The sequence below is a fragment of the Streptomyces sp. NPDC050535 genome (assembly GCF_044457665.1).
Taxonomy (GTDB): domain Bacteria; phylum Actinomycetota; class Actinomycetes; order Streptomycetales; family Streptomycetaceae; genus Streptomyces.
Window position 1 is genome coordinate 722,201 of record NZ_JBITHE010000001.1, and the last position, 18,313, is coordinate 740,513.

Consider the following 18,313-nt stretch of genomic DNA (forward strand, 5'->3'; position numbering starts at 1 on the left):
GGGGCGGCTGGGGGAGTTGCTGGGGGTGCTGGGGTCACTTTCTCCGGGTGGGGCGTCTTCGGCGGGTGGAGCGTCTTCGGTGGGTGCGTCGCGGGCGGTGGGCGAGGCGTGCGCGTCGGGTATGTCGCGCCGACGCGAGCGCCGGACAGGGGAGCCGGGGACGGCGGCGCCGGCCGGGAGTGCGACTGGGGGCGCTGGCAGGACCGGGGCCGGAGTCCTGACCTCGGTCGGGGTCGGGGTCGGGGGCGGGACGACCTTGGCCGGAGGCGGGCTCGGGTCCTTGGCCGGGGCTGGGGGCGGGGCCGGGACCTTGGCCGGGGTCAAGGGCAGCGCCAGAGCCACGGCGTGGGTCGAACTGATGCGGCTGCCCGCCCTGTTCACCGTCCCCGGGGACGCGCTCGCGGGTGCCGCCGCGGCCGGGGTCCGCCCCAACTCCCGCACTCTGCTCGCCATCGGCTCCTCCCTCTGTCTGTACGAGGCCGGCATGGCCCTCAACGACTGGGCCGACCGTGCCGAGGACGCCGTGGACCGCCCGCACCGCCCGCTGCCCTCCGGCCGTATCCGCCCGGCCGCGGCGCTCGCGGCGGCCGGAGCCCTGACGGCGGCGGGCCTCGCCCTGGCAGCGCGAGCGGGACGCCCTTCCCTCGCGGTCGCCGCACCCCTCGCGGCCACCATCTGGGCGTACGACCTCGCGCTCAAGCAGACCCCCGCGGGCCCGGTGGCCATGGCCACCGCCCGAGGCCTGGACCTACTCCTCGGCGCCACGACCACCGGCCGCGCCACCCAAGACACGACCCCTGCCCCGGGCCCGAACGCCCCGCGCCTCACCGCCGTCCGCCAGGCACTCCCCTCCGCCCTCACCCTGGCCACCCACACCCTCGCGGTGACGGCGGTGTCCCGAGAGGAAACGCAGGGAGGCTCGACGGCCGCGCCGCTGGCCGCACTGGCCACGACAGTCGCCCTTGCCTGGGGGCTGCTGAGCGACCGGGGAGTCGCGGGGCGGCCGGTGCGGCCGGGGCACGGCTCCATCGCCGTAGCACCGCAGGCCGCGGAGGGTGTCCCGACAGCCCCACACCCAGAACGCGCTGACGCTCCTGGACCGCCCTCAGGCCGAGCACCCGGCGCGCCTTCGATCCTGAGGCGCGACCGAGTTCCCGCCGACGCAGCCGGGCCGAGGCCCACCTCGGCCCTCGCGCCGAGGCTCGCCCTCGCACTCGCGCCGAGGTCCACCCTGGCATCCGGGCCGGGGCCCACTGTGGGACCCGCGCCGATGTTCGCCCTGGGATCCGGGTCGAGGTCCAACCTGGGACCCGCGACTCGGCCCACCCTGGCATCCGTGCCCGGGTTCAACCGCGCATCCGTGCCGGGGCTCAACCGGCTATCTGTGCCCGTGCTCAACCTCGCACCCCACCTCGGCCCCGCCCCATCGCCGAACTCCGGCGAACTCGCCCTGCGAGGAGCCCTTACCCTCGCCTACGCCGCGACCTTCGCACGCCCCCTCTTCCACGCCGTGCTCAACTCCTCACCCCCACTGACCCAACGAGCCGTCGGCGGTGGCATCCGCGCCATGATCCCCCTCCAGGCCGCCCTGGCCGCCCGTGCGGGCGCCCCCGTCACCGCTCTCCTGATCGCCGCACTCGCGCCGGCGGCCCGCAGGTTCGCGAGGAAGGTGAGCGTCACATGACCTCGAACCCCCGCCGGACCGAACACCCGGGGACGGGGACCGACCCGACATCGCCTCCCAACCCGACCGCGCCCCCGAGCCCGACTGCGCCGCCAACCCCAACCTCGGGCCCGCGCACGAGCCCGCACCCTGGCTCCGGCCCCGCCACAACCCCCCACCCCCTCAACTTCGGCTACGGAACCAACGGCCTCACCGACCTCCGTCTCGACGATGCCCTCGCCCTCCTCGCGGACCTCGGCTACGACGGCGTCGGCCTGACCCTCGACCACATGCACCTCGACCCACTCGCCCCGGAACTGGCCACCCGCACCGCCAAAGTGGCCCGCAAGCTGGCCGCACTCGGCCTCACCGTCACCGTGGAGACCGGCGCGCGCTACGTCCTCGACCCGCGGCGCAAACACGGCCCCTCGCTCCTCGACCCGGAGCCGGAGGACCGCGCCCGGCGCGTCGACCTGCTCACCCGCGCCGTGCGGGTGGCCGCGGACCTCGGCGCCCACGCCGTGCACTGCTTCAGCGGTGTCACCCCGGCAGGCACGGACGAGGACACCGCCTGGAAACGCCTCGCCGAGGCACTCGCCCCCGTGCTGGACGCCGCCACCCGCGCCGGAGTTCCCCTCGCCGTCGAACCCGAGCCCGGCCACCTGCTCTCCTCCCTCGCGGACTTCCACCGCCTCCGCCGCGCACTCGGCGACCCGGAAGCCCTCGGTCTCACCCTCGACATAGGCCACTGCCAGTGCCTCGAACCCCTCTCACCCGCCGACTGCGTACGCGCCGCCGGTCCCTGGCTGCGGCACGTCCAGATCGAGGACATGCGCCGCGGCGTCCACGAACACCTCCCGTTCGGGGACGGGGAGATCGACTTCCCGCCCGTGCTCGAAGCCCTGGCCGCCACCGGCTACCAGGCCCTCACCGTCGTCGAACTGCCCCGCCACTCCCACGCGGGCCCCTACTTCGCCGAACAGTCCCTCCCGTTCCTCCACCGCGCGGCCCGGGCGACCCCCAAAGGCCGCGAAGGGAGAATCCCGTGAACCACCCGCACCGCACCCAGACCGCGCCGGTGAGCGAGACGGCCCCACCCGCCCTCACCGAGCTGCGCGCCCGTCTGAACGCCCAGCTCGGCGGAGCCGCCCGCGCCTGGCTCGACCTGGCCCTCGACGAGGCCGCCGCCCACCCCGGCACCCACGGCCCCATCTCCGCCTGGGAGTTGCGGATCGCCGAGGCCGGCCGCCGATGCGGACCCGAGTACGCCGACGTCGCCCGTGTCCTCCTGATGCACGCCGCCCGCGCCGACCCGGACGCCCTCGCCCGCGTCTACCGCCAGGGCACCGCAGCCGAACGCCGTGCCGTCCTGCACGCGCTGCCCCACCTCGTGCCCGGCCCCGACTCCCTGCCCCTCGTCGAGGACGCCCTGCGCACCAACGACACCCGGCTGGTCGCCGCCGCCGTCGGTCCCTACGCCGCCCGGCATCTCGACCCCCACAACTGGCGCCACGCCGTGCTGAAGTGCCTGTTCACCGGCGTCCCCGTCGAAGAGGTGGCCGAGCTGCCCCGGCGTGCCCGCGCCGACGCCGAACTCGCCCGGATGCTCGCCGCCTACGCCGACGAACGCACCGCCGCGGGCCGTTCCGTACCTGAGGACCTTCACCGTGTCCTGACCCTGACCGAGCCCACCGCCACCCCCACTGGCACGTCCGGCCCCGGCCGACCCGGGACCTCCGGCACGTCCGGCAAGGAGTCCTGATGCGCATCTTCGACCCCCACATCCACATGACGTCACGGACCACCGACGACTACGAGGCCATGCACGCCGCGGGCGTCCGCGCCGTCGTCGAACCCTCCTTCTGGCTCGGCCAGCCCCGCACCTCACCCGCCTCCTTCCTCGACTACTTCGACTCCCTCCTCGGCTGGGAACCCTTCCGCGCCGCCCAGTACGGCATCGCCCACCACTGCACGCTCGCCCTCAACCCCAAAGAGGCGAACGACCCCCGCTGTGTCCCCGTCCTCGACGAACTGCCCCGCTATCTGGTCAAGGACCAGGTCGTGGCCGTCGGCGAGATCGGCTACGACTCGATGACCCCCGCCGAGGACACCGCTCTGGCCGCCCAGCTCCAGCTCGCCGCCGACCACGAGCTGCCCGCGCTCGTGCACACCCCGCACCGCGACAAACTGGCCGGCCTGCGCCGCACCCTCGACGTGGTCCGGGAGTCCGCACTGCCCCCGGACCACGTCCTGGTGGACCACCTCAACGAGACCACCGTCGAAGAGGCCAAGGACAGCGGCTGCTGGCTGGGCTTCTCCGTCTATCCGGACACCAAGATGGACGAGGAACGGATGGTCGCGATCCTGCGGGCGTACGGACCGGAGAAGGTGCTGGTCAACTCGGCCGCGGACTGGGGGAGAAGCGATCCCCTCAAGACCCGCCGGGTCGGCGAGGCCCTGCTGGCGGCCGGCTTCACCGACGACGACGTCGACCGGGTGCTGTGGCGCAACCCCGTGGCCTTCTACGGGCTCAGCGGCCGGCTGAACCTCGACCTCGCGTCCCCCGACGCCACCCACGAAGGCAACTCCATCCTCCGCGGCGGGGAGTGAACGATGCGCTTCCGCCACCCCGACGGCTCCACCGTCCACCTCGCCTACTGCACCAACGTCCACCCGGCCGAAACCCTCGACGGAGTCCTCGCCCAACTCCGCGACCACTGCGAACCGGTCCGCCGACGCCTCGGCCGCGACCGCCTCGGCATCGGCCTCTGGCTCGCCGGCGACGCCGCGCACGCCCTGGTCACGGACCCGTCCGCACTGCGCGGCCTGCGCGGCGAACTCGACCGCCGCGGACTCGAGGTCGTCACTCTCAACGGCTTCCCGTACGAGGGCTTCGGCGCCGAAAAGGTCAAGTACCGCGTCTACCAACCGGACTGGGCGGATCCGGTACGCCTCGCGCACACCACGGCCCTGGCCCGCGTCCTCGCCCAGCTCCTCCCCGACGATGTCACCGAAGGCACCATCTCGACGCTGCCGCTCGCCTGGCGCACCGCGTACGACGACGAACGGGCGGCGGTGGCCCACACGGCGCTGACCACACTCGCCGAACGTCTCGACGCCCTCGACGAACTCACCGGCCGTTCCATCCGCATCGGCCTGGAGCCGGAACCCGGCTGTGTCGTCGAGACCACGCACGACGCCATCGCCCCGCTCACCGCCATCGGCCACCACCGCATCGGCATCTGCGTCGACACCTGCCACCTCGCCACCTCCTTCGAGGACCCGCACACCGCCCTGGACGCCCTCGCACAAGCCCGCGTCCCCATCGTCAAGTCGCAGCTCTCAGCCGCCCTGCACGCCGAACACCCCCACCTCCCCGAAGTCCGCACGGCCCTCGCCGCCTTCGACGAACCCCGCTTCCTGCACCAGACCCGCACCCGGACGGCCGCCGGCCTGCGCGGCACCGACGACCTGGGCGAGGCTCTCGGCGGCGACACCCTGCCCGACGCCTCACCCTGGCGCGCCCACTTCCACGTCCCGTTGCACGCGGCCCCCGCCGCGCCCCTCACCTCCACGCTTCCCGTACTCCGAGCCGCCCTGACCCGACTCGTCGGCGGCCCGCACCCGCTCACCCGTCATCTGGAGGTCGAGACCTACACCTGGCAGGCCCTTCCGCCCGAACTGCGCCCCCGCGCCCGCGCCCAGCTCGCCGACGGCATCGCCGCCGAACTCACCCTCGTCCGCGACCTGTTGACCGACCTCGGCCTCAAGGAGCTGCCGTGAGCACAGCACCGGAGCACACCGTGAACCCAGCACCGGAGCACACCGGCCGCCCCACCCCTCTCCTCGTCCTGGACGTCGTAGGCCTCACCCCCCGTCTTCTCGACCACATGCCGCACCTCAAAGCCCTCGGCCAGTCCGGCTCGCGCGCCCACCTGGGCACCGTCCTGCCCGCCGTCACCTGCGCCGCACAGTCCACCTTCCTCACCGGCACCCACCCCGCCGAGCACGGAATCGTCGGCAACGGCTGGTACTTCCGCGAGCTCGGCGACGTACTCCTGTGGCGTCAGCACAACGGCCTCGTGTCCGGCGACAAGCTGTGGGACGCCGCCCGCCGCGCGCACCCCGGCTACACGGTCGCCAACATCTGCTGGTGGTACGCCATGGGCGCCGACACCGACTTCACCGTCACTCCCCGTCCCGTCTACTACGCCGACGGCCGCAAGGAACCCGACTGCTACACCCGGCCCCCGGCCCTGCACGACGAACTCACCGAGAAACTCGGTGTGTTCCCGCTGTTCCACTTCTGGGGGCCCGGCGCCGACCTTCGCTCCAGCAGCTGGATCATCGACGCGACCCGTCACATCATCCGCACCCGGCACCCCGACCTGGCCCTCTGCTACCTCCCTCACCTCGACTACGACCTCCAGCGCTTCGGCCCCGACGACCCGCGCTCCCTCCGGGCGGCCGCCGACCTCGACGCGGCCATGGCCCCCCTGCTCGACGACGCGAAAGCCGAAGGCCGCACCGTCGTCGCCCTCTCCGAGTACGGCATCACCCGGGTGAGCCGCCCCGTCGACATCAACCGCGCCCTGCGCCGCGCCGGACTCCTCGAAGTGCACACGCAGGACGGCATGGAGTACCTCGACCCGATGGCCTCCCGCGCCTTCGCGGTCGCCGACCACCAGATCGCCCATGTCTACGTGCGCCGCCCGGAGGATCTGGAGGCCACGAAAGCGGCGCTCGCAGGCCTCCCCGGCATCGAGGAACTCCTCGACGACGAGGGCAAGAAGGCCCACCACCTCGACCATCCGCGTTCAGGCGAACTCGTCGCCGTCGCGGAGCCGGACGCCTGGTTCACGTACTACTACTGGCTCGACGACGCGCACGCTCCCGACTTCGCGCAGCTCGTCGAGATCCACCGCAAACCCGGCTACGACCCGGTCGAACTCTTCATGGACCCCCTCGACCCCTACGTGAAGGTCAAGGCGGCGGGCGCGCTGGCCCGCAAGAAGCTCGGCATGCGCTACCGCATGGCGGTCGTGCCGCTGGATCCCGCACCTATTCGCGGCAGCCACGGCCGCCTCCCCCTGAGCGACGACGACGGTCCGCTCATCATCTGCTCCACCCCCCGCACAGTCACCGGCCGCGTCGCGGCCACCGAAGTGAAATCCCTGCTCCTCACCCTGGCCGGCCTCGCGTGACGAGAGGTGACCAGACGTGACGGGCAACTACGGAAAGTGAAGCACGCGCCACTGACAACGCGTGCTGTGAACCGACCCGCACCCGTCTGACCTGGAATAACAGGAGAAGAGGCACCCGTGACCGACTTTCAGGACACCCCCAGAACCGACAGCGTCGACGGCACCGACGAGGCCCTGCGCCGCACTCTCGGCGTCAGCCGCCGCCGCTTCCTGAGCACCTGCACCGCCGCCGCGACCGCAGCGGTCGCCGCACCCGTCTTCGGCGCCTCCCCGGCCCTGGCCCACGGCAGGGGAGGCGGCGGCCACCACGGCGGCCAGGCCCTCGTCCCCGCGAACAAGCGCGGCATCATCCTCTACAGCGTCCGCGACGCCACCGGCCGCGACCCGCTCACCACCGACCTGCCCTCCGGTTTCCGCGAGGTCTTCAAGCAGCTCTCGCGCTACGGCTACCGACAGGTGGAGTTCGCCGGATACGGCCAGCACGCCAACGCGCCGGGCGGCGCCAACCTGGAGACCGTGGCGGGGGCCGGACTGCTGCGCCGCTGGCTCGACGACTACGGACTGCGGGCGCAGGGCAACCACGGCTACATACCGCCGTCCTGGCCGCTGACGACTCCCGACCTCGACACCTTCAAACGGCACCTGGAGATCGCCAACATCCTGGGTCTCGCGCACATGGGCACCGGCGGCGACCCCACCGGCAGCTCCTACCGGGCCGACTGGGACGTGGCGGCCGACAAGTGGAACGCGCTGGGCGCCATCGCCCGCCGCGAGGGCGTCAAGCTCTACACCCACAACCACGACGCGGCGTACGGATTCCTGCTCGACGGAGGCCCGCTCGACGCCCAGGGCCGCCCGACCCGCAGCTCCGGCATCCGCAAGCTCGAGTACTTCCTGAAGGTCACGGACCCGAAGCTCGTCTGGCTGGAGATGGACATCTTCTGGGCGCACGTGGCCCAGTACAAGTTCCACACGTACACCGCCCACGACGGGTCCACCCGGGAGAGGATCTTCGACCCCGCCGGTCTCGTCGCCCGCAACAACAAGCGCTTCCCGCTGTTCCACGCGAAGGACGGCACCGTCAACACCACCAACGGCATGGGCTACGACATGGTGCCCTTCGGGACCGGCGTCATCGACTACACCACGTTCTTCTCGCGCGTCGGCGAGAAGAACTACCACAACCCGATGGTGGAGCAGGACAACGCCCCGAGCTCCACCGATCTCGCGCAGTCACTGACGTACGCGAAGATCGGTTACGACAACCTCGCGGCCCTGCGCAAGAAGCGCGGGTAGCCACACCCGCTTCCCACACCCGATACCTCGCGTCCCACACCCGATACCCCGCGTCCCGCACCCGCACAGACGGGCGGCCCTCCCCGCGATTCGAGCCGTGGGGAGGGCCGCCCGTTGTCCGGACTTCGTTGCTCAGCCCACTGGTTGCGGCTGTGGGACAGAGGTGTTCGCCTTGGTGTCCTGGCCGGGCTGCCGCAGCAGCAGAGCTATGGCCGCCGCGGCCATGGAGATCCCGCCGGCCAGTGCGTAGGCGCCGTTGTAACCCCAGGCGGCGACCACCATCGAGCCGAGACCACCACCGAACAAGCCGCTGATCAGCTTGCCGCTGTAGACCAGTCCGTAGTTGGTCGCGTTGTAGTTCTCGCCGAAATAGTCCGGAGTGAGGGCCGCGAACATCGGATAGAAGGCCCCACCGCCGAATCCGGAAAGGAAGGCGAAGAACAGGAACAGTGCCTCGCTGTGGATGTCGCCGGCCCAGATCACGCCGAACTGCGCGAGACCCAGGACGACGATGACGAACACCAGGGTCTGTTTGCGGCCGAGTATGTCCGAAAGCCAGCCCACCACTCCACGGCCGATACCGTTGATGACGGCCATGACGCCCATGGAGGACGCCGCCACGAGGGGGCCGAAGCCCACCTCCTTGGCGAAGTCGACCTGGAACGAGATACCGAAGATCGACACGCCCGCGGTCATGACGAGTGCGATCCACATCAGGGGGAGCATTCCGGTCCTGACGGCCTCCTTGGGTGTGTACTGCTTCACCGCGGGAGGGTTCTTGGCGAGGCCGGCCGCGCCCTTCGCGGTACCGCCGTAGGTCAGCGGATCGATGTCCGCCGGCCACCAGTTCTTCGGCGGATCCTTGAAGAAGAACGCGGTGGAGAACACCACGATCACGATGTAGCAGCCGATGAGATCGAGTACGCGGTGGTAATTGGCCGTGTCGAACGCGTAGTTGAAGATGAAGATGAACGGCAGGGAGCCGTACGCGAATCCGCCGTTGACGAATCCGGTCTTCGCACCACGTCGCTCGGGGAACCACTTGCCGACCATGTTGATGCAGGTCGCGTACACCAGACCGGACCCGACGCCCCCGATGACACCGAAGCCGATGATCGCCAGGACGACATTGCTCAGGTGCGAGAGGGCGAGGAAGCCCAGCAGACACATGACCGACCCGATGAACATGGCCCTGCGGGCGGTCAGTATCCCCTTCTCCCGCATCCAGCCCGCGGGGAAGGCTATGCCTGCCTGGAAGAAGACCCAGACACTGAGAATCCAGAAGGTATTGCTCTGTGTCCAGCCGTGCGCGTGGGACAGAGTGTCCTCGGCAGACCCAAACGCGTACTCGAACACGCTGATCGCCATCATGGCGATCCATGGCAGATACACCATGAACTTCCGTGAGTGGCCCAGGATGTCCCGGTCCGTTTCGCCGACCCGGTAAACACGGCCCCGGGAGTCGGTGACTTCACGATATGCGCGGTTCGAGGCGTCGGGGTCGTCCGACGAGTCTTGCGCGGCGACAGGTTCCGCCGTCATTACGCCATCTCCTCGCCAAGCGGTTGCGGGTTGGGAGCAATGCGCCGGGAGTCCTGTGGATGAGGCCTGCCCGGGGATTTCAGGAACATCGCCAGCACGGCGGACATCAATCCGACGGATCCGGCGATCACGAAGGCGCCCTCGTAGTCCCACGCGGCCACGACGACCGCGCCCATACCGGATCCCACGAGGCCCGATATCAGCTTCGAGCTGTAGACCATTCCGTAGTTGGAGGCGTTGTTGTTCTCGCCGAAGTAGTCGGCCGTCATGGCCGCGAACAGCGGGAAGATCGCGCCGCCGCCGAATCCGGAGACCATGGAGCAGAACAGGAAGAACGGCATGCTGCCCATCTGGCCGGAGATCAGCACGCCGAACTGGGCGGTGCCCAGCACCAGACACACGATGATCAGTGTCTTGCGGCGGCCGACCTGGTCGGATATCCAGCCGATGACGCCGCGCCCGGTGCCGTTGACGATGGCCTTCAGGGACATCGCCGTGGCCACGATCCCGCCCGCGAAGCCCATGTCCTTGCCGAACGGCACCTGGAAGGCGATACCGAAGATGTTGATCCCGGCCGTGCAGAGCAGGCAGAACCACATCATCCAGAGGACAGGTGTACGAGCGGCTTCCTTCGGGGTGTACTGCTTCACCGCCGGCGGGTTCTTCTCCAGCGCCCGCCGGACCCTCGGGTCGTCGGACACCGTCAGCGGGTCCGCGTGCGCCGGCCACCAGCCCTTGGGCGGGTCCTTGAAGAACCAGCCCGCGAAGGCGACGACGGCACAGCAGATCAGACCGACCGCGACCAGAACGGTCTTGTAGTTGCTCAGGTCCATGTAGGACGTGAACAGGAACACGAAGGGCACCGAGCCGTAGGCGAAACCGCCGTTGACCAGGCCGGTCTTGCCGCCCTTGCGCTCCGGATACCACTTGCCGACCATGTTCACGCAGGTCGCGTAGACGAGACCGGCTCCGATACCGCTGAACATGCCGAACCCGATGTACGCGACGATCACGTGCGGCGCGAACGCGAGCGAGAGATAGCCCAGGATCGTGCCGAGCGCGCCGAGGAACATGGCGTACCGCGCGGGCAGCTTGCCGCTCTCGCGGAGTTGCCCCGCGGGGAAGGCGACGGCGGCCTGGAAGAAGATCCACACGCCCATCAGCCAGAAGATGTGGCCGCTGTCCCAGAGATGGGCCTCATGCAGAGTGTCCTCTGCCGAGGTGAACGCGTACTCCGATGAGCTGATGCCCATCATGCCCATCCACGGGAAGAGCACCATGGTCCATCGTGGTCGCCCCATGATGTCCCGGTCGGTTTCTCCGACGCGGTACAGGCGGCCGTTGGCGTCCGTCACCTCCCTGAAGGGGACGGGCTTTGTGAAGTCGGTGGTTGTCATTGCTCAAGCACCCCTTGCGTCGAAAGATCTGGACAGCGCCCCCTGCCAAATGCCTTTCGTGCGCTCACGGGTCCCGGGGCGGCCATCGCGCACCGCGGCGGTCCCCGTGTGGACTCAGGTCATGGACCCGCCCCCCATCAGCCCGGCCGCCCGCGCCCGGCGGTACCTCGCGCGGAGTGCGGCCAAGGGCTTCCCGGCCGTGCACGGGCGGGGCGCGGCCTCCCGCCCGTAGTCCGGGACGGTCACCTCGTGGATGACCGCGATCCCGTACGCGTAGGTGGTCATTTCAGATCACCCCGCTCGACCTGAGGAGCCGCAGCTCCTCGTCTCCGAGACCGAGTTCGCCGACGTAGACCTCTTCGTTGTGCTCGCCGAGCAGCGGCGGACTGGTCACGTCGACGGGGGAGTCGGAGAGCTTCAACGGGCTGCCCACGGTGACGAACTCGCCCCGTTCGGGGTGCGGCACCCGTACGACCATCTCGTTGGCGACCAGCGAGGGGTCCTCGATGATCTCCTTGGTGGAGAGGATCGGCCCGCAGGGGATGTGGTGGGCGTTGAGCCGCTCCAGCACCACCATCTTGGGGAGGGTGCTGGTCCACTCCTCGATGAGCTGGAACATCTTCTCCAGCTTGGGCAGCCGGGCTTCGGGGGTGGCCCACTCGGGGTCCTCGGCCAGCTCGGGCCGGCCCAGGAGGGCGGTGATCGGTTTCCAGCCGACGGGCTGCACGATCACGTACACGTAGTCGTTGGGGCCGCCGGGGGCGCATTTGACCGCCCAGCCGGGCTGGCCGCCGCCGGAGGCGTTCCCCGACCTGGGAACCTCGTCGCCGAAGTCCTCGTTGGGATATTCGGCGAGTGGACCATGTGCCAGGCGCTGCTGATCGCGCAGCTTCACCCGGCAGAGGTTGAGCACAGCATGCTGCATGGCCACGTTGACCCGCTGGCCGCGGCCGGTGTTCTCCCGCTGGAACAGCGCCGCGAGGATCCCGGCCACGGCGTGGATGCCGGTGCCCGAGTCGCCGATCTGCGCGCCGGTCGCGAGCGGCGGGCCGTCCTCGAACCCGGTGGTCGCCATGGCCCCGCCCATGGCCTGGGCGACGACCTCGTAGGCCTTGTAGTTGGTGTACGGGCCTTCTCCGAAGCCCTTGATGGAGGCGTAGACGACACGAGGATTGATCTCCCGGATGCGGTCCCAGCTGAAGCCCATGCGGTCGACGGCGCCGGGCCCGAAGTTCTCGACCAGGACGTCGCAGCGGCTGATGAGTTCGGTGAGGAGCTGCCTGCCGCGTTCGGTCTTGGTGTTGAGGGTGATGCTGCGTTTGTTGCTGTTGAGCATCGTGAAGTAGAGGGAGTCGACGTCGGGGAGGTCGCGCAGTTGCCTGCGGGTGATGTCACCGGTCGGCGCCTCCAGCTTGAGGACGTCCGCGCCCAGCCAGGCCAGCAGCTGGGTTGCCGAGGGGCCGGACTGCACATGTGTCATGTCGAGGACTCGGATGCCTTCGAGAGCCTTCGTCGTCACAGGTCACCTCACTTGTCCGTTGCTTCCAGCGCCCTGGCGTCGCAGGTCGTGGCCCCTGCTCGGCACATTGCATACAGTCGACGAATACTGTATGAAGATTGTTATCCCGCATCCGATGGGTGATGTCCAGGGGGCGTGCAGCACTTTTAAGACAGGAGCCTGATGATGGACCTGTATGAGCACCAGGCGCGGGCACTCTTCGAGGAACACGGAATCCTGGTGCCGAGGGCGGAGGTCACGGACTCGCCCAAGGAGGCGCGCGAGATCGCCCGTCGGCTCGGCGGCAGCGTCGTCGTAAAGGCCCAGGTGAAGACCGGCGGGCGCGGCAAGGCGGGCGGTGTGAGGCTCGCGGCCGACCCGGCCGCCACCGAACTGACGACACGTCAGATGCTTGGCATGGACATCAAGGGCCACACCGTCCGCACGGTCATGCTGGCCCAGCCCGTCGATATCGAGGACGAGTTCTACTTCTCCTACGTCCTCGACCGCGCCGCCGGGCGCTTCCTCGCGATCGCCTCCGCGGAAGGGGGCATGGACATAGAGGAGGTGGCGGCGAGCAGGCCGGAGGCCGTCGTGCGCGTGCCCATCGACCCGGCCGTAGGCGTCACCTCGGCGAAGGCGGCCGAGATCGCGGACGCCGCGGGCCTGCCGCCGCAGGCGGTGGACGTGCTCGTACGGCTCTGGCAGGTGCTGACCCGCGAGGACGCCGTCCTCGTCGAGGTGAACCCCCTCGTCCGTACGGCCCAGGGGCGGATCCTCGCCCTGGACGGCAAAGTCACCCTCGACGACAACGCCCGCTTCCGCCAGGCACGTTGGGGAGAGCGGGACAGCGCGCAGGACGACCCGCTGGAAGCCGCGGCGGCGGCCAAGGGCCTCAACTACGTCAAGCTGGACGGCGAGGTCGGCGTCATCGGCAACGGCGCGGGGCTGGTCATGTCCACCCTCGACGTGGTCGCGGGCTGCGGCGCCCGCCCGGCCAACTTCCTCGACATCGGGGGCGGCGCCTCCGCCCAGATCATGGCCGACGGCCTGTCCTTGATCCTCTCCGACCCGGACGTGAAGTCCGTCTTCGTCAACGTCTTCGGCGGAATCACCGCTTGCGACGCGGTCGCCGACGGGATCGTGCGGGCGCTGGACAGCGTCCGGCTGACCAAGCCGCTGGTGGTCCGCCTCGACGGCAACAACGCCGTCCGCGGCCGCGCCATCCTCGACGGCCGCGCGCACCCCCTGGTCCAGCAGGCCACCACCATGGACGGCGCCGCGCGCCGCGCCGCCCAACTCGCCAACGCCGGCTGAAGGGAGTGGACATGGCCATCTTTCTCACCAAGGAGTCCAAGGTCCTCGTCCAGGGCATGACCGGCGCCGAGGGCATGAAGCACACGCGGCGGATGCTCGCGGCCGGCACCGACGTCGTCGGGGGCGTCAACCCGCGCAAGGCGGGCCGGACCGTCGACTTCGACGACCGCACCGTGCCGGTGTTCGGGTCGGTGCGCGAAGGCATCGAGGAGACCGGGGCGGACGTGAGCGTCGTCTTCGTCCCGCCGGCCTTCGCCAAGGCGGCCGTGACGGAGGCGGCCGACGCCGGGATCGGACTCACCGTCGTCATCACCGAGGGCATCCCGGTCCACGACTCCGTGGCCTTCCAGGCGTACGCCGCCACCAAGGGCACCCGCGTCATCGGCCCCAACTGCCCCGGCCTGATCAGCCCCGGCGAGTCGAACGCGGGCATCATCCCCGCCGACATCACCAAGCCCGGCCGCATCGGCCTGGTCTCCAAGTCCGGCACCCTCACCTACCAGCTCATGTACGAACTGAGGGACATCGGCTTCTCGACCTGTGTCGGCATCGGCGGCGACCCCGTCGTCGGCACCACCCACATCGACTGCCTGGCGGCCTTCCAGGAAGACCCCGACACCGAACTGATCGTTCTCATCGGGGAGATCGGCGGCGACGCCGAAGAAAGGGCGGCCGCGTACATCCGCGACCACATCACCAAGCCCGTCGTCGGCTACATCGCCGGATTCACCGCCCCCGAGGGAAAGACCATGGGACACGCGGGCGCCATCGTCTCCGGCTCGTCGGGCACCGCCCTGGCGAAGAAGAAGGCCCTGGAGGCGGTCGGAGTGCGCGTGGGCGGCACCCCGACCGAGACGGCGCGACTGGTGCTCGACCGGCTCGAGAACGGAACGTGACGTCACTCATAGTTGACGTGAGGTGACTGCCGGGGACATCCCGGCCTCACTACGTTCCTCCGTACGGACACGGCGGCCACCCCGCCGCTCCCCATGGACACAGGGGCCACCCCGCCCCTCCGTACGTACGCGACACCTGCTCGCGCGGGCCTGCGCTTCCTGCCGTCCGGCAGGAGCCGGCCCCCCGCCCCCGACTGTGCACCGAGAGCGGAGACACCGAATGACCACCACCCTCAACACCACCAACCTCGTCCTGAAGTCAGGGACATCCTGGGCCGACGCCTGGCAACGCTGCCTCCACGCGGCGCCCGAGGCCTTCCAGGAAGACCGGGTCCTCAACCTCTGGGGTTCCGCCTGGCACGCGGACGGCCGGGCGCTGCCCGCCACCAGCCCCGTCGACGGCAGCCCCATCGCGGGTCCGCCGCGTCTGGACGCCGCCACCGCCCAGCAGGCCGTACGCGCCTCACTCGACCAGCACCGCGCCTGGCGCCACGTTCCGCCGGCCGAGCGCCGGGCCCGCGTCGCGGCGACCCTCGACGCCCTGACCGAGCACCGTGAACTGCTCGCCCTTCTGCTGGTCTGGGAGATCGGCAAGCCCTGGCGGCTCGCCCAGGCCGACGTGGACCGGGCCATCGACGGCGTGCGCTGGTACGTCGACGGCATCGAACCCATGGTGGAGGGCCGGACCCCGCTCGACGGGCCCGTGTCCAACATCGCGAGCTGGAACTACCCGATGAGCGTGCTCGTTCACGCAATGCTGGTACAGGCATTGGCCGGCAACGCGGTCATCGCCAAGACCCCGACCGACGGCGGCGTCGCCTGTCTCACCCTGGCCAGTGCGCTCGCCGCGCGCGAAGGGATTCCCGTCACCCTCGTCAGCGGCAGCGGAGGCGAGCTGTCCGAGGCCCTCGTCCGTTCGCCGGAGATCGGCTGCGTCTCCTTCGTCGGCGGCCGTGACACGGGTGCCGCGGTGGCCACCGCCGTCGCCGACCTGGGCAAGCGACACGTACTGGAACAGGAAGGGCTGAACACCTGGGGCATCTGGAACCACACGGACTGGGACGCGCTGACCGCGGTCATCCCCAAGCTCTTCGACTACGGCAAGCAGCGCTGCACCGCCTACCCGCGCTTCGTCGTCCAGCGCGCCCTGTTCGACGACTTCCTGGCGGCCTACCTCCCGGCGGTCCGTACCCTGCGCATAGGACACCCGCTGGCGGTCGAGCACCCCGACGACCCGTTCCCGTCCCTCGACTTCGGCCCCGTCATCAACGCGGCCAAGGCCAAGGACCTCCACGACCAGGTCGCCGAGGCCATCGACCGGGGCGCCGTCCCCCTGCACCGCGGCAACCTGTCCGACGCGCGCTTCCTGCCGGGCCAGGACACCTCGGCATACGTCCACCCCGTCACGATCCTCAACCCGCCCCCGTCCTCGCCGCTGCACCACGCGGAACCCTTCGGCCCGGTCGACACCATCGTCCTGGTCGACACCGAGGCCGAGCTCCTCGCCGCGATGAACGCGTCCAACGGCGCGCTCGTCGCCACCCTGTCGACGGACGACAGGTCGACGTACGACCGCCTGGCCCCGCAGATCCGCGCGTTCAAGGTCGGCCACGGCAAGCCCCGCTCCCGCGGCGACCGCGACGAGCTCTTCGGCGGCTTCGGCGCGTCCTGGCGGGGCGCGTTCGTGGGCGGCGAACTGCTGGTGCGCGCGGTGACACAGGGACCGGCGGGGGAGCGGCTCCCGGGCAACTTCCCCGACTACCACCTCATGCCGTGAGCTGAGGGTCGCGGGCGGCGTCCACGGACGGGCGCCGCCCGCCCCCTGGGTAGCCGGCGGGTCACCCATGGCGATTCCCGAAGGGCACCCTCGACGGCACCCGCGCAGCCGCCTCGGCAGCCCGGATATGCAGGTGAAAGGCACTCCGAAACCTTGGTATTGTTGTCCATGTCGCCGCGGGGAACACCCCCGTCCAGGCGGCAGACACCCAGTCCGGGTGGCGGAATGGCAGACGCGCTAGCTTGAGGTGCTAGTGCCCTTTATCGGGCGTGGGGGTTCAAGTCCCCCCTCGGACACACAGTGAATATTTGTGCACACGGATGGTGCTGACCGGATCCCGGTCAGCACCATCCGTGTTTGCGTCGTCGGCCGGGCGCGGCCGGAGTTCTCAGGAGCGAGGCGCCCGTCAGCGCGGCAGCAGGCTCCCCGGCCGGGCCGAGAGGGTGTGGTCGAGTACGAGGCAGGCGGCGCCGACCGCCGCGACGTGCTCGCCGACACGGGTGGACGTCACCGTCGTGGGATGCACCGCCTTCACGAAGGGGGAGGAGGCGACCATCGGCTCGATCACGGCGAGGAACGGCTCGGCCATCTGCGGCCACAGCGGGCCGCCGAACACGATGGTGTCGGCGTCGAACAGGGTGGCCGCGGCGCAGACGCCCCGGCCGATGCGGATCGCCCACCGTCGCACCACCGCGGAGGCCGGCTGTTCACCGGCGCGTGCCCGGCGGGCGAGCTCGGCCAGGCCGAGCCGGGCGTCCTGCGGACCGGTGGGTGTGAACTCGTACCCCAGCGCACCCATCTGGATGGCCTCCTCGACCAGGGCCCGGGTGGAACACGCGGCGCCCAGGCCGCCGACCTCGCCGGCGTTGCCGGAGGCTCCGCGCAGCACCGTGTCGTCCACCACCAGACCCATGCCGGATCCGGTGCCCAGGTAGAAGAAGAGGAAGTTGCGGGTGTCGGCCGCCGCGCCCATCCAGCGCTCGGCCACCGCGGCGGCGATGACGTCCTTGTCGAGCAGCGTGGGGAATCCGGTCTCGGCGGCGAGCCGCGCGCGCAACGGAACGCTGCCCCAGCCCGGCAGTTCGGGCGGGTCGACGACCGACCCGTGGTCCGGGTCGAGCGGTCCGGGCGCGGCGATGCCCAGGCCCAGGATCCGGCCGGTGTCGACCCCCGAACCGTCGACCAGGGTCCGGATCGACGCGGCCATCCCCTCCGTGACCCGCTCCGCGTCCGTGCCCAGCGGCGTGGGTTCGCTGTGCTGGACCACGACCGTGCCCGGCAGGTCGAGCAGGACGTAGGTGAGGACAGCGGGATCCAGATGTACTCCGAGCGCGTACCTGGCTCCGGGCACGACGCGCAGCAGGGTGCGTGGCTTGCCGCCGGTGCCGGTGAACTGCTTGCCCGACTCCCGGGCGAGCCCCTGGTCGATGAGACGGCGGCAGATGTTGGAGACGGTCTGCGCGGACAGGCCGGTGGAGTGGGCCAGTTCGGCCCGGCTCAGCCCCCGCGCATGGCGTCGGATGGCATCCAGGACGACCGACTCGTTGAAATCGCCCAGCCGCGGCGGAGCGGTGCCACGCCTGATGGAGGTGTGACTCGTTCCCACGACCCGTCCTCACGACTCGTCTCCCGCGACGGCGGATGTTCGGCGCGGGCCACCTCACTGGCCGTACACGGGCCACCCCACTGGCCGTACATCAGATCGATGGACGCCGACGATAAC

At 70.4% G+C, this 18,313-nt stretch carries 15 protein-coding genes and 1 tRNA gene; 11 read left to right on the plus strand and 5 right to left on the minus strand.

Features of this window, described 5'->3' with window-relative positions:
* The first annotated feature begins 310 nt into the window (after positions 1 to 310).
* The 7 genes from ACIBLC_RS03040 (at position 311) to ACIBLC_RS03070 (ending at position 8,163) form a co-directional block, all read left to right on the plus strand.
* Positions 311 to 1,684 (plus strand): SCO3242 family prenyltransferase, encoded by a 1,374-nt coding sequence (locus ACIBLC_RS03040; RefSeq protein ID WP_399208856.1) that lies wholly within the window; start codon positions 311 to 313, stop codon positions 1,682 to 1,684.
* Positions 1,681 to 2,712: a sugar phosphate isomerase/epimerase family protein gene (locus tag ACIBLC_RS03045; RefSeq protein ID WP_399208857.1), complete on the plus strand. Its 1,032-nt coding sequence runs from the start codon at positions 1,681 to 1,683 to the stop codon at positions 2,710 to 2,712. Before ACIBLC_RS03040 ends, ACIBLC_RS03045 begins: the two co-directional genes overlap by 4 nt.
* Complete coding sequence (locus ACIBLC_RS03050; RefSeq protein WP_399208858.1) at positions 2,709 to 3,425, plus strand: EboA domain-containing protein; 717 nt, start codon at positions 2,709 to 2,711, stop codon at positions 3,423 to 3,425. Before ACIBLC_RS03045 ends, ACIBLC_RS03050 begins: the two co-directional genes overlap by 4 nt.
* Positions 3,425 to 4,273, plus strand: coding sequence for a TatD family hydrolase (locus ACIBLC_RS03055; RefSeq protein ID WP_399208859.1), 849 nt, complete (start codon positions 3,425 to 3,427; stop codon positions 4,271 to 4,273). The genes ACIBLC_RS03050 and ACIBLC_RS03055 overlap by 1 nt, the downstream gene beginning before the upstream one ends.
* Positions 4,274 to 4,276: 3 nt before the next feature.
* Entirely contained in the window at positions 4,277 to 5,446 is a 1,170-nt protein-coding gene (gene eboE / locus ACIBLC_RS03060) for a metabolite traffic protein EboE (protein WP_399208860.1), read from the plus strand.
* Positions 5,443 to 6,867: a nucleotide pyrophosphatase/phosphodiesterase family protein gene (locus ACIBLC_RS03065; protein ID WP_399208861.1), complete on the plus strand. Its 1,425-nt coding sequence runs from the start codon at positions 5,443 to 5,445 to the stop codon at positions 6,865 to 6,867. The genes eboE and ACIBLC_RS03065 overlap by 4 nt, the downstream gene beginning before the upstream one ends.
* Before the next feature lie 117 nt (positions 6,868 to 6,984).
* Complete coding sequence (locus ACIBLC_RS03070) at positions 6,985 to 8,163, plus strand: sugar phosphate isomerase/epimerase family protein (RefSeq protein WP_399208862.1); 1,179 nt, start codon at positions 6,985 to 6,987, stop codon at positions 8,161 to 8,163.
* Between the two features lie 132 nt (positions 8,164 to 8,295).
* On the opposite strand, the gene ACIBLC_RS03075 is transcribed toward ACIBLC_RS03070, so the two are convergent.
* From ACIBLC_RS03075 to frc, 4 genes are all read right to left on the minus strand, one after another.
* Positions 8,296 to 9,705: an OFA family MFS transporter gene (locus ACIBLC_RS03075; RefSeq protein WP_399208863.1), complete on the minus strand. Its 1,410-nt coding sequence runs from the start codon at positions 9,703 to 9,705 to the stop codon at positions 8,296 to 8,298.
* On the minus strand, positions 9,705 to 11,102 hold the full coding sequence (locus ACIBLC_RS03080; protein ID WP_399208864.1) for an OFA family MFS transporter: 1,398 nt from the start codon (positions 11,100 to 11,102) through the stop codon (positions 9,705 to 9,707). Before ACIBLC_RS03080 ends, ACIBLC_RS03075 begins: the two co-directional genes overlap by 1 nt.
* Before the next feature lie 114 nt (positions 11,103 to 11,216).
* Positions 11,217 to 11,387 carry a hypothetical protein gene (locus ACIBLC_RS03085; RefSeq protein ID WP_399208865.1) on the minus strand — a complete coding sequence of 57 codons (171 nt, stop codon included), beginning with the start codon at positions 11,385 to 11,387 and terminating at the stop codon, positions 11,217 to 11,219.
* 1 nt (position 11,388) lies between these two features.
* Positions 11,389 to 12,621, minus strand: coding sequence for a formyl-CoA transferase (frc, locus tag ACIBLC_RS03090; protein WP_399208866.1), 1,233 nt, complete (start codon positions 12,619 to 12,621; stop codon positions 11,389 to 11,391).
* 165 nt (positions 12,622 to 12,786) lie between these two features.
* Between frc and sucC the strand changes: the two genes are divergently transcribed.
* The 4 genes from sucC (at position 12,787) to ACIBLC_RS03110 (ending at position 16,886) form a co-directional block, all read left to right on the plus strand.
* Positions 12,787 to 13,917: an ADP-forming succinate--CoA ligase subunit beta gene (sucC, locus tag ACIBLC_RS03095; RefSeq protein ID WP_399209270.1), complete on the plus strand. Its 1,131-nt coding sequence runs from the start codon at positions 12,787 to 12,789 to the stop codon at positions 13,915 to 13,917.
* Between the two features lie 11 nt (positions 13,918 to 13,928).
* Complete coding sequence (gene sucD / locus ACIBLC_RS03100; RefSeq protein ID WP_399208868.1) at positions 13,929 to 14,813, plus strand: succinate--CoA ligase subunit alpha; 885 nt, start codon at positions 13,929 to 13,931, stop codon at positions 14,811 to 14,813.
* 220 nt (positions 14,814 to 15,033) lie between these two features.
* Positions 15,034 to 16,590 carry an aldehyde dehydrogenase family protein gene (locus tag ACIBLC_RS03105; protein WP_399208869.1) on the plus strand — a complete coding sequence of 519 codons (1,557 nt, stop codon included), beginning with the start codon at positions 15,034 to 15,036 and terminating at the stop codon, positions 16,588 to 16,590.
* Between the two features lie 211 nt (positions 16,591 to 16,801).
* Positions 16,802 to 16,886: transfer RNA gene (locus ACIBLC_RS03110), tRNA-Leu, on the plus strand.
* Between the two features lie 110 nt (positions 16,887 to 16,996).
* On the opposite strand, the gene ACIBLC_RS03115 is transcribed toward ACIBLC_RS03110, so the two are convergent.
* On the minus strand, positions 16,997 to 18,196 hold the full coding sequence (locus tag ACIBLC_RS03115; RefSeq protein ID WP_399208870.1) for an ROK family transcriptional regulator: 1,200 nt from the start codon (positions 18,194 to 18,196) through the stop codon (positions 16,997 to 16,999).
* Positions 18,197 to 18,313 lie beyond the last annotated feature (117 nt).

Bases quoted from the DNA above. Each gene is read 5' to 3' on its own strand.
- ACIBLC_RS03045 (WP_399208857.1), top strand. From the start codon at position 1,681: ATGACCTCGAACCCCCGCCGGACCGAACACCCGGGGACGGGGACCGAC.
- ACIBLC_RS03055 (WP_399208859.1), top strand. From the start codon at position 3,425: ATGCGCATCTTCGACCCCCACATCCACATGACGTCACGGACCACCGAC.
- eboE (WP_399208860.1), top strand. From the start codon at position 4,277: ATGCGCTTCCGCCACCCCGACGGCTCCACCGTCCACCTCGCCTACTGC.
- ACIBLC_RS03075 (WP_399208863.1), bottom strand. From the start codon at position 9,705: ATGACGGCGGAACCTGTCGCCGCGCAAGACTCGTCGGACGACCCCGAC.
- ACIBLC_RS03080 (WP_399208864.1), bottom strand. From the start codon at position 11,102: ATGACAACCACCGACTTCACAAAGCCCGTCCCCTTCAGGGAGGTGACG.
- ACIBLC_RS03085 (WP_399208865.1), bottom strand. From the start codon at position 11,387: ATGACCACCTACGCGTACGGGATCGCGGTCATCCACGAGGTGACCGTC.
- sucC (WP_399209270.1), top strand. From the start codon at position 12,787: ATGGACCTGTATGAGCACCAGGCGCGGGCACTCTTCGAGGAACACGGA.
- sucD (WP_399208868.1), top strand. From the start codon at position 13,929: ATGGCCATCTTTCTCACCAAGGAGTCCAAGGTCCTCGTCCAGGGCATG.
- ACIBLC_RS03105 (WP_399208869.1), top strand. From the start codon at position 15,034: ATGACCACCACCCTCAACACCACCAACCTCGTCCTGAAGTCAGGGACA.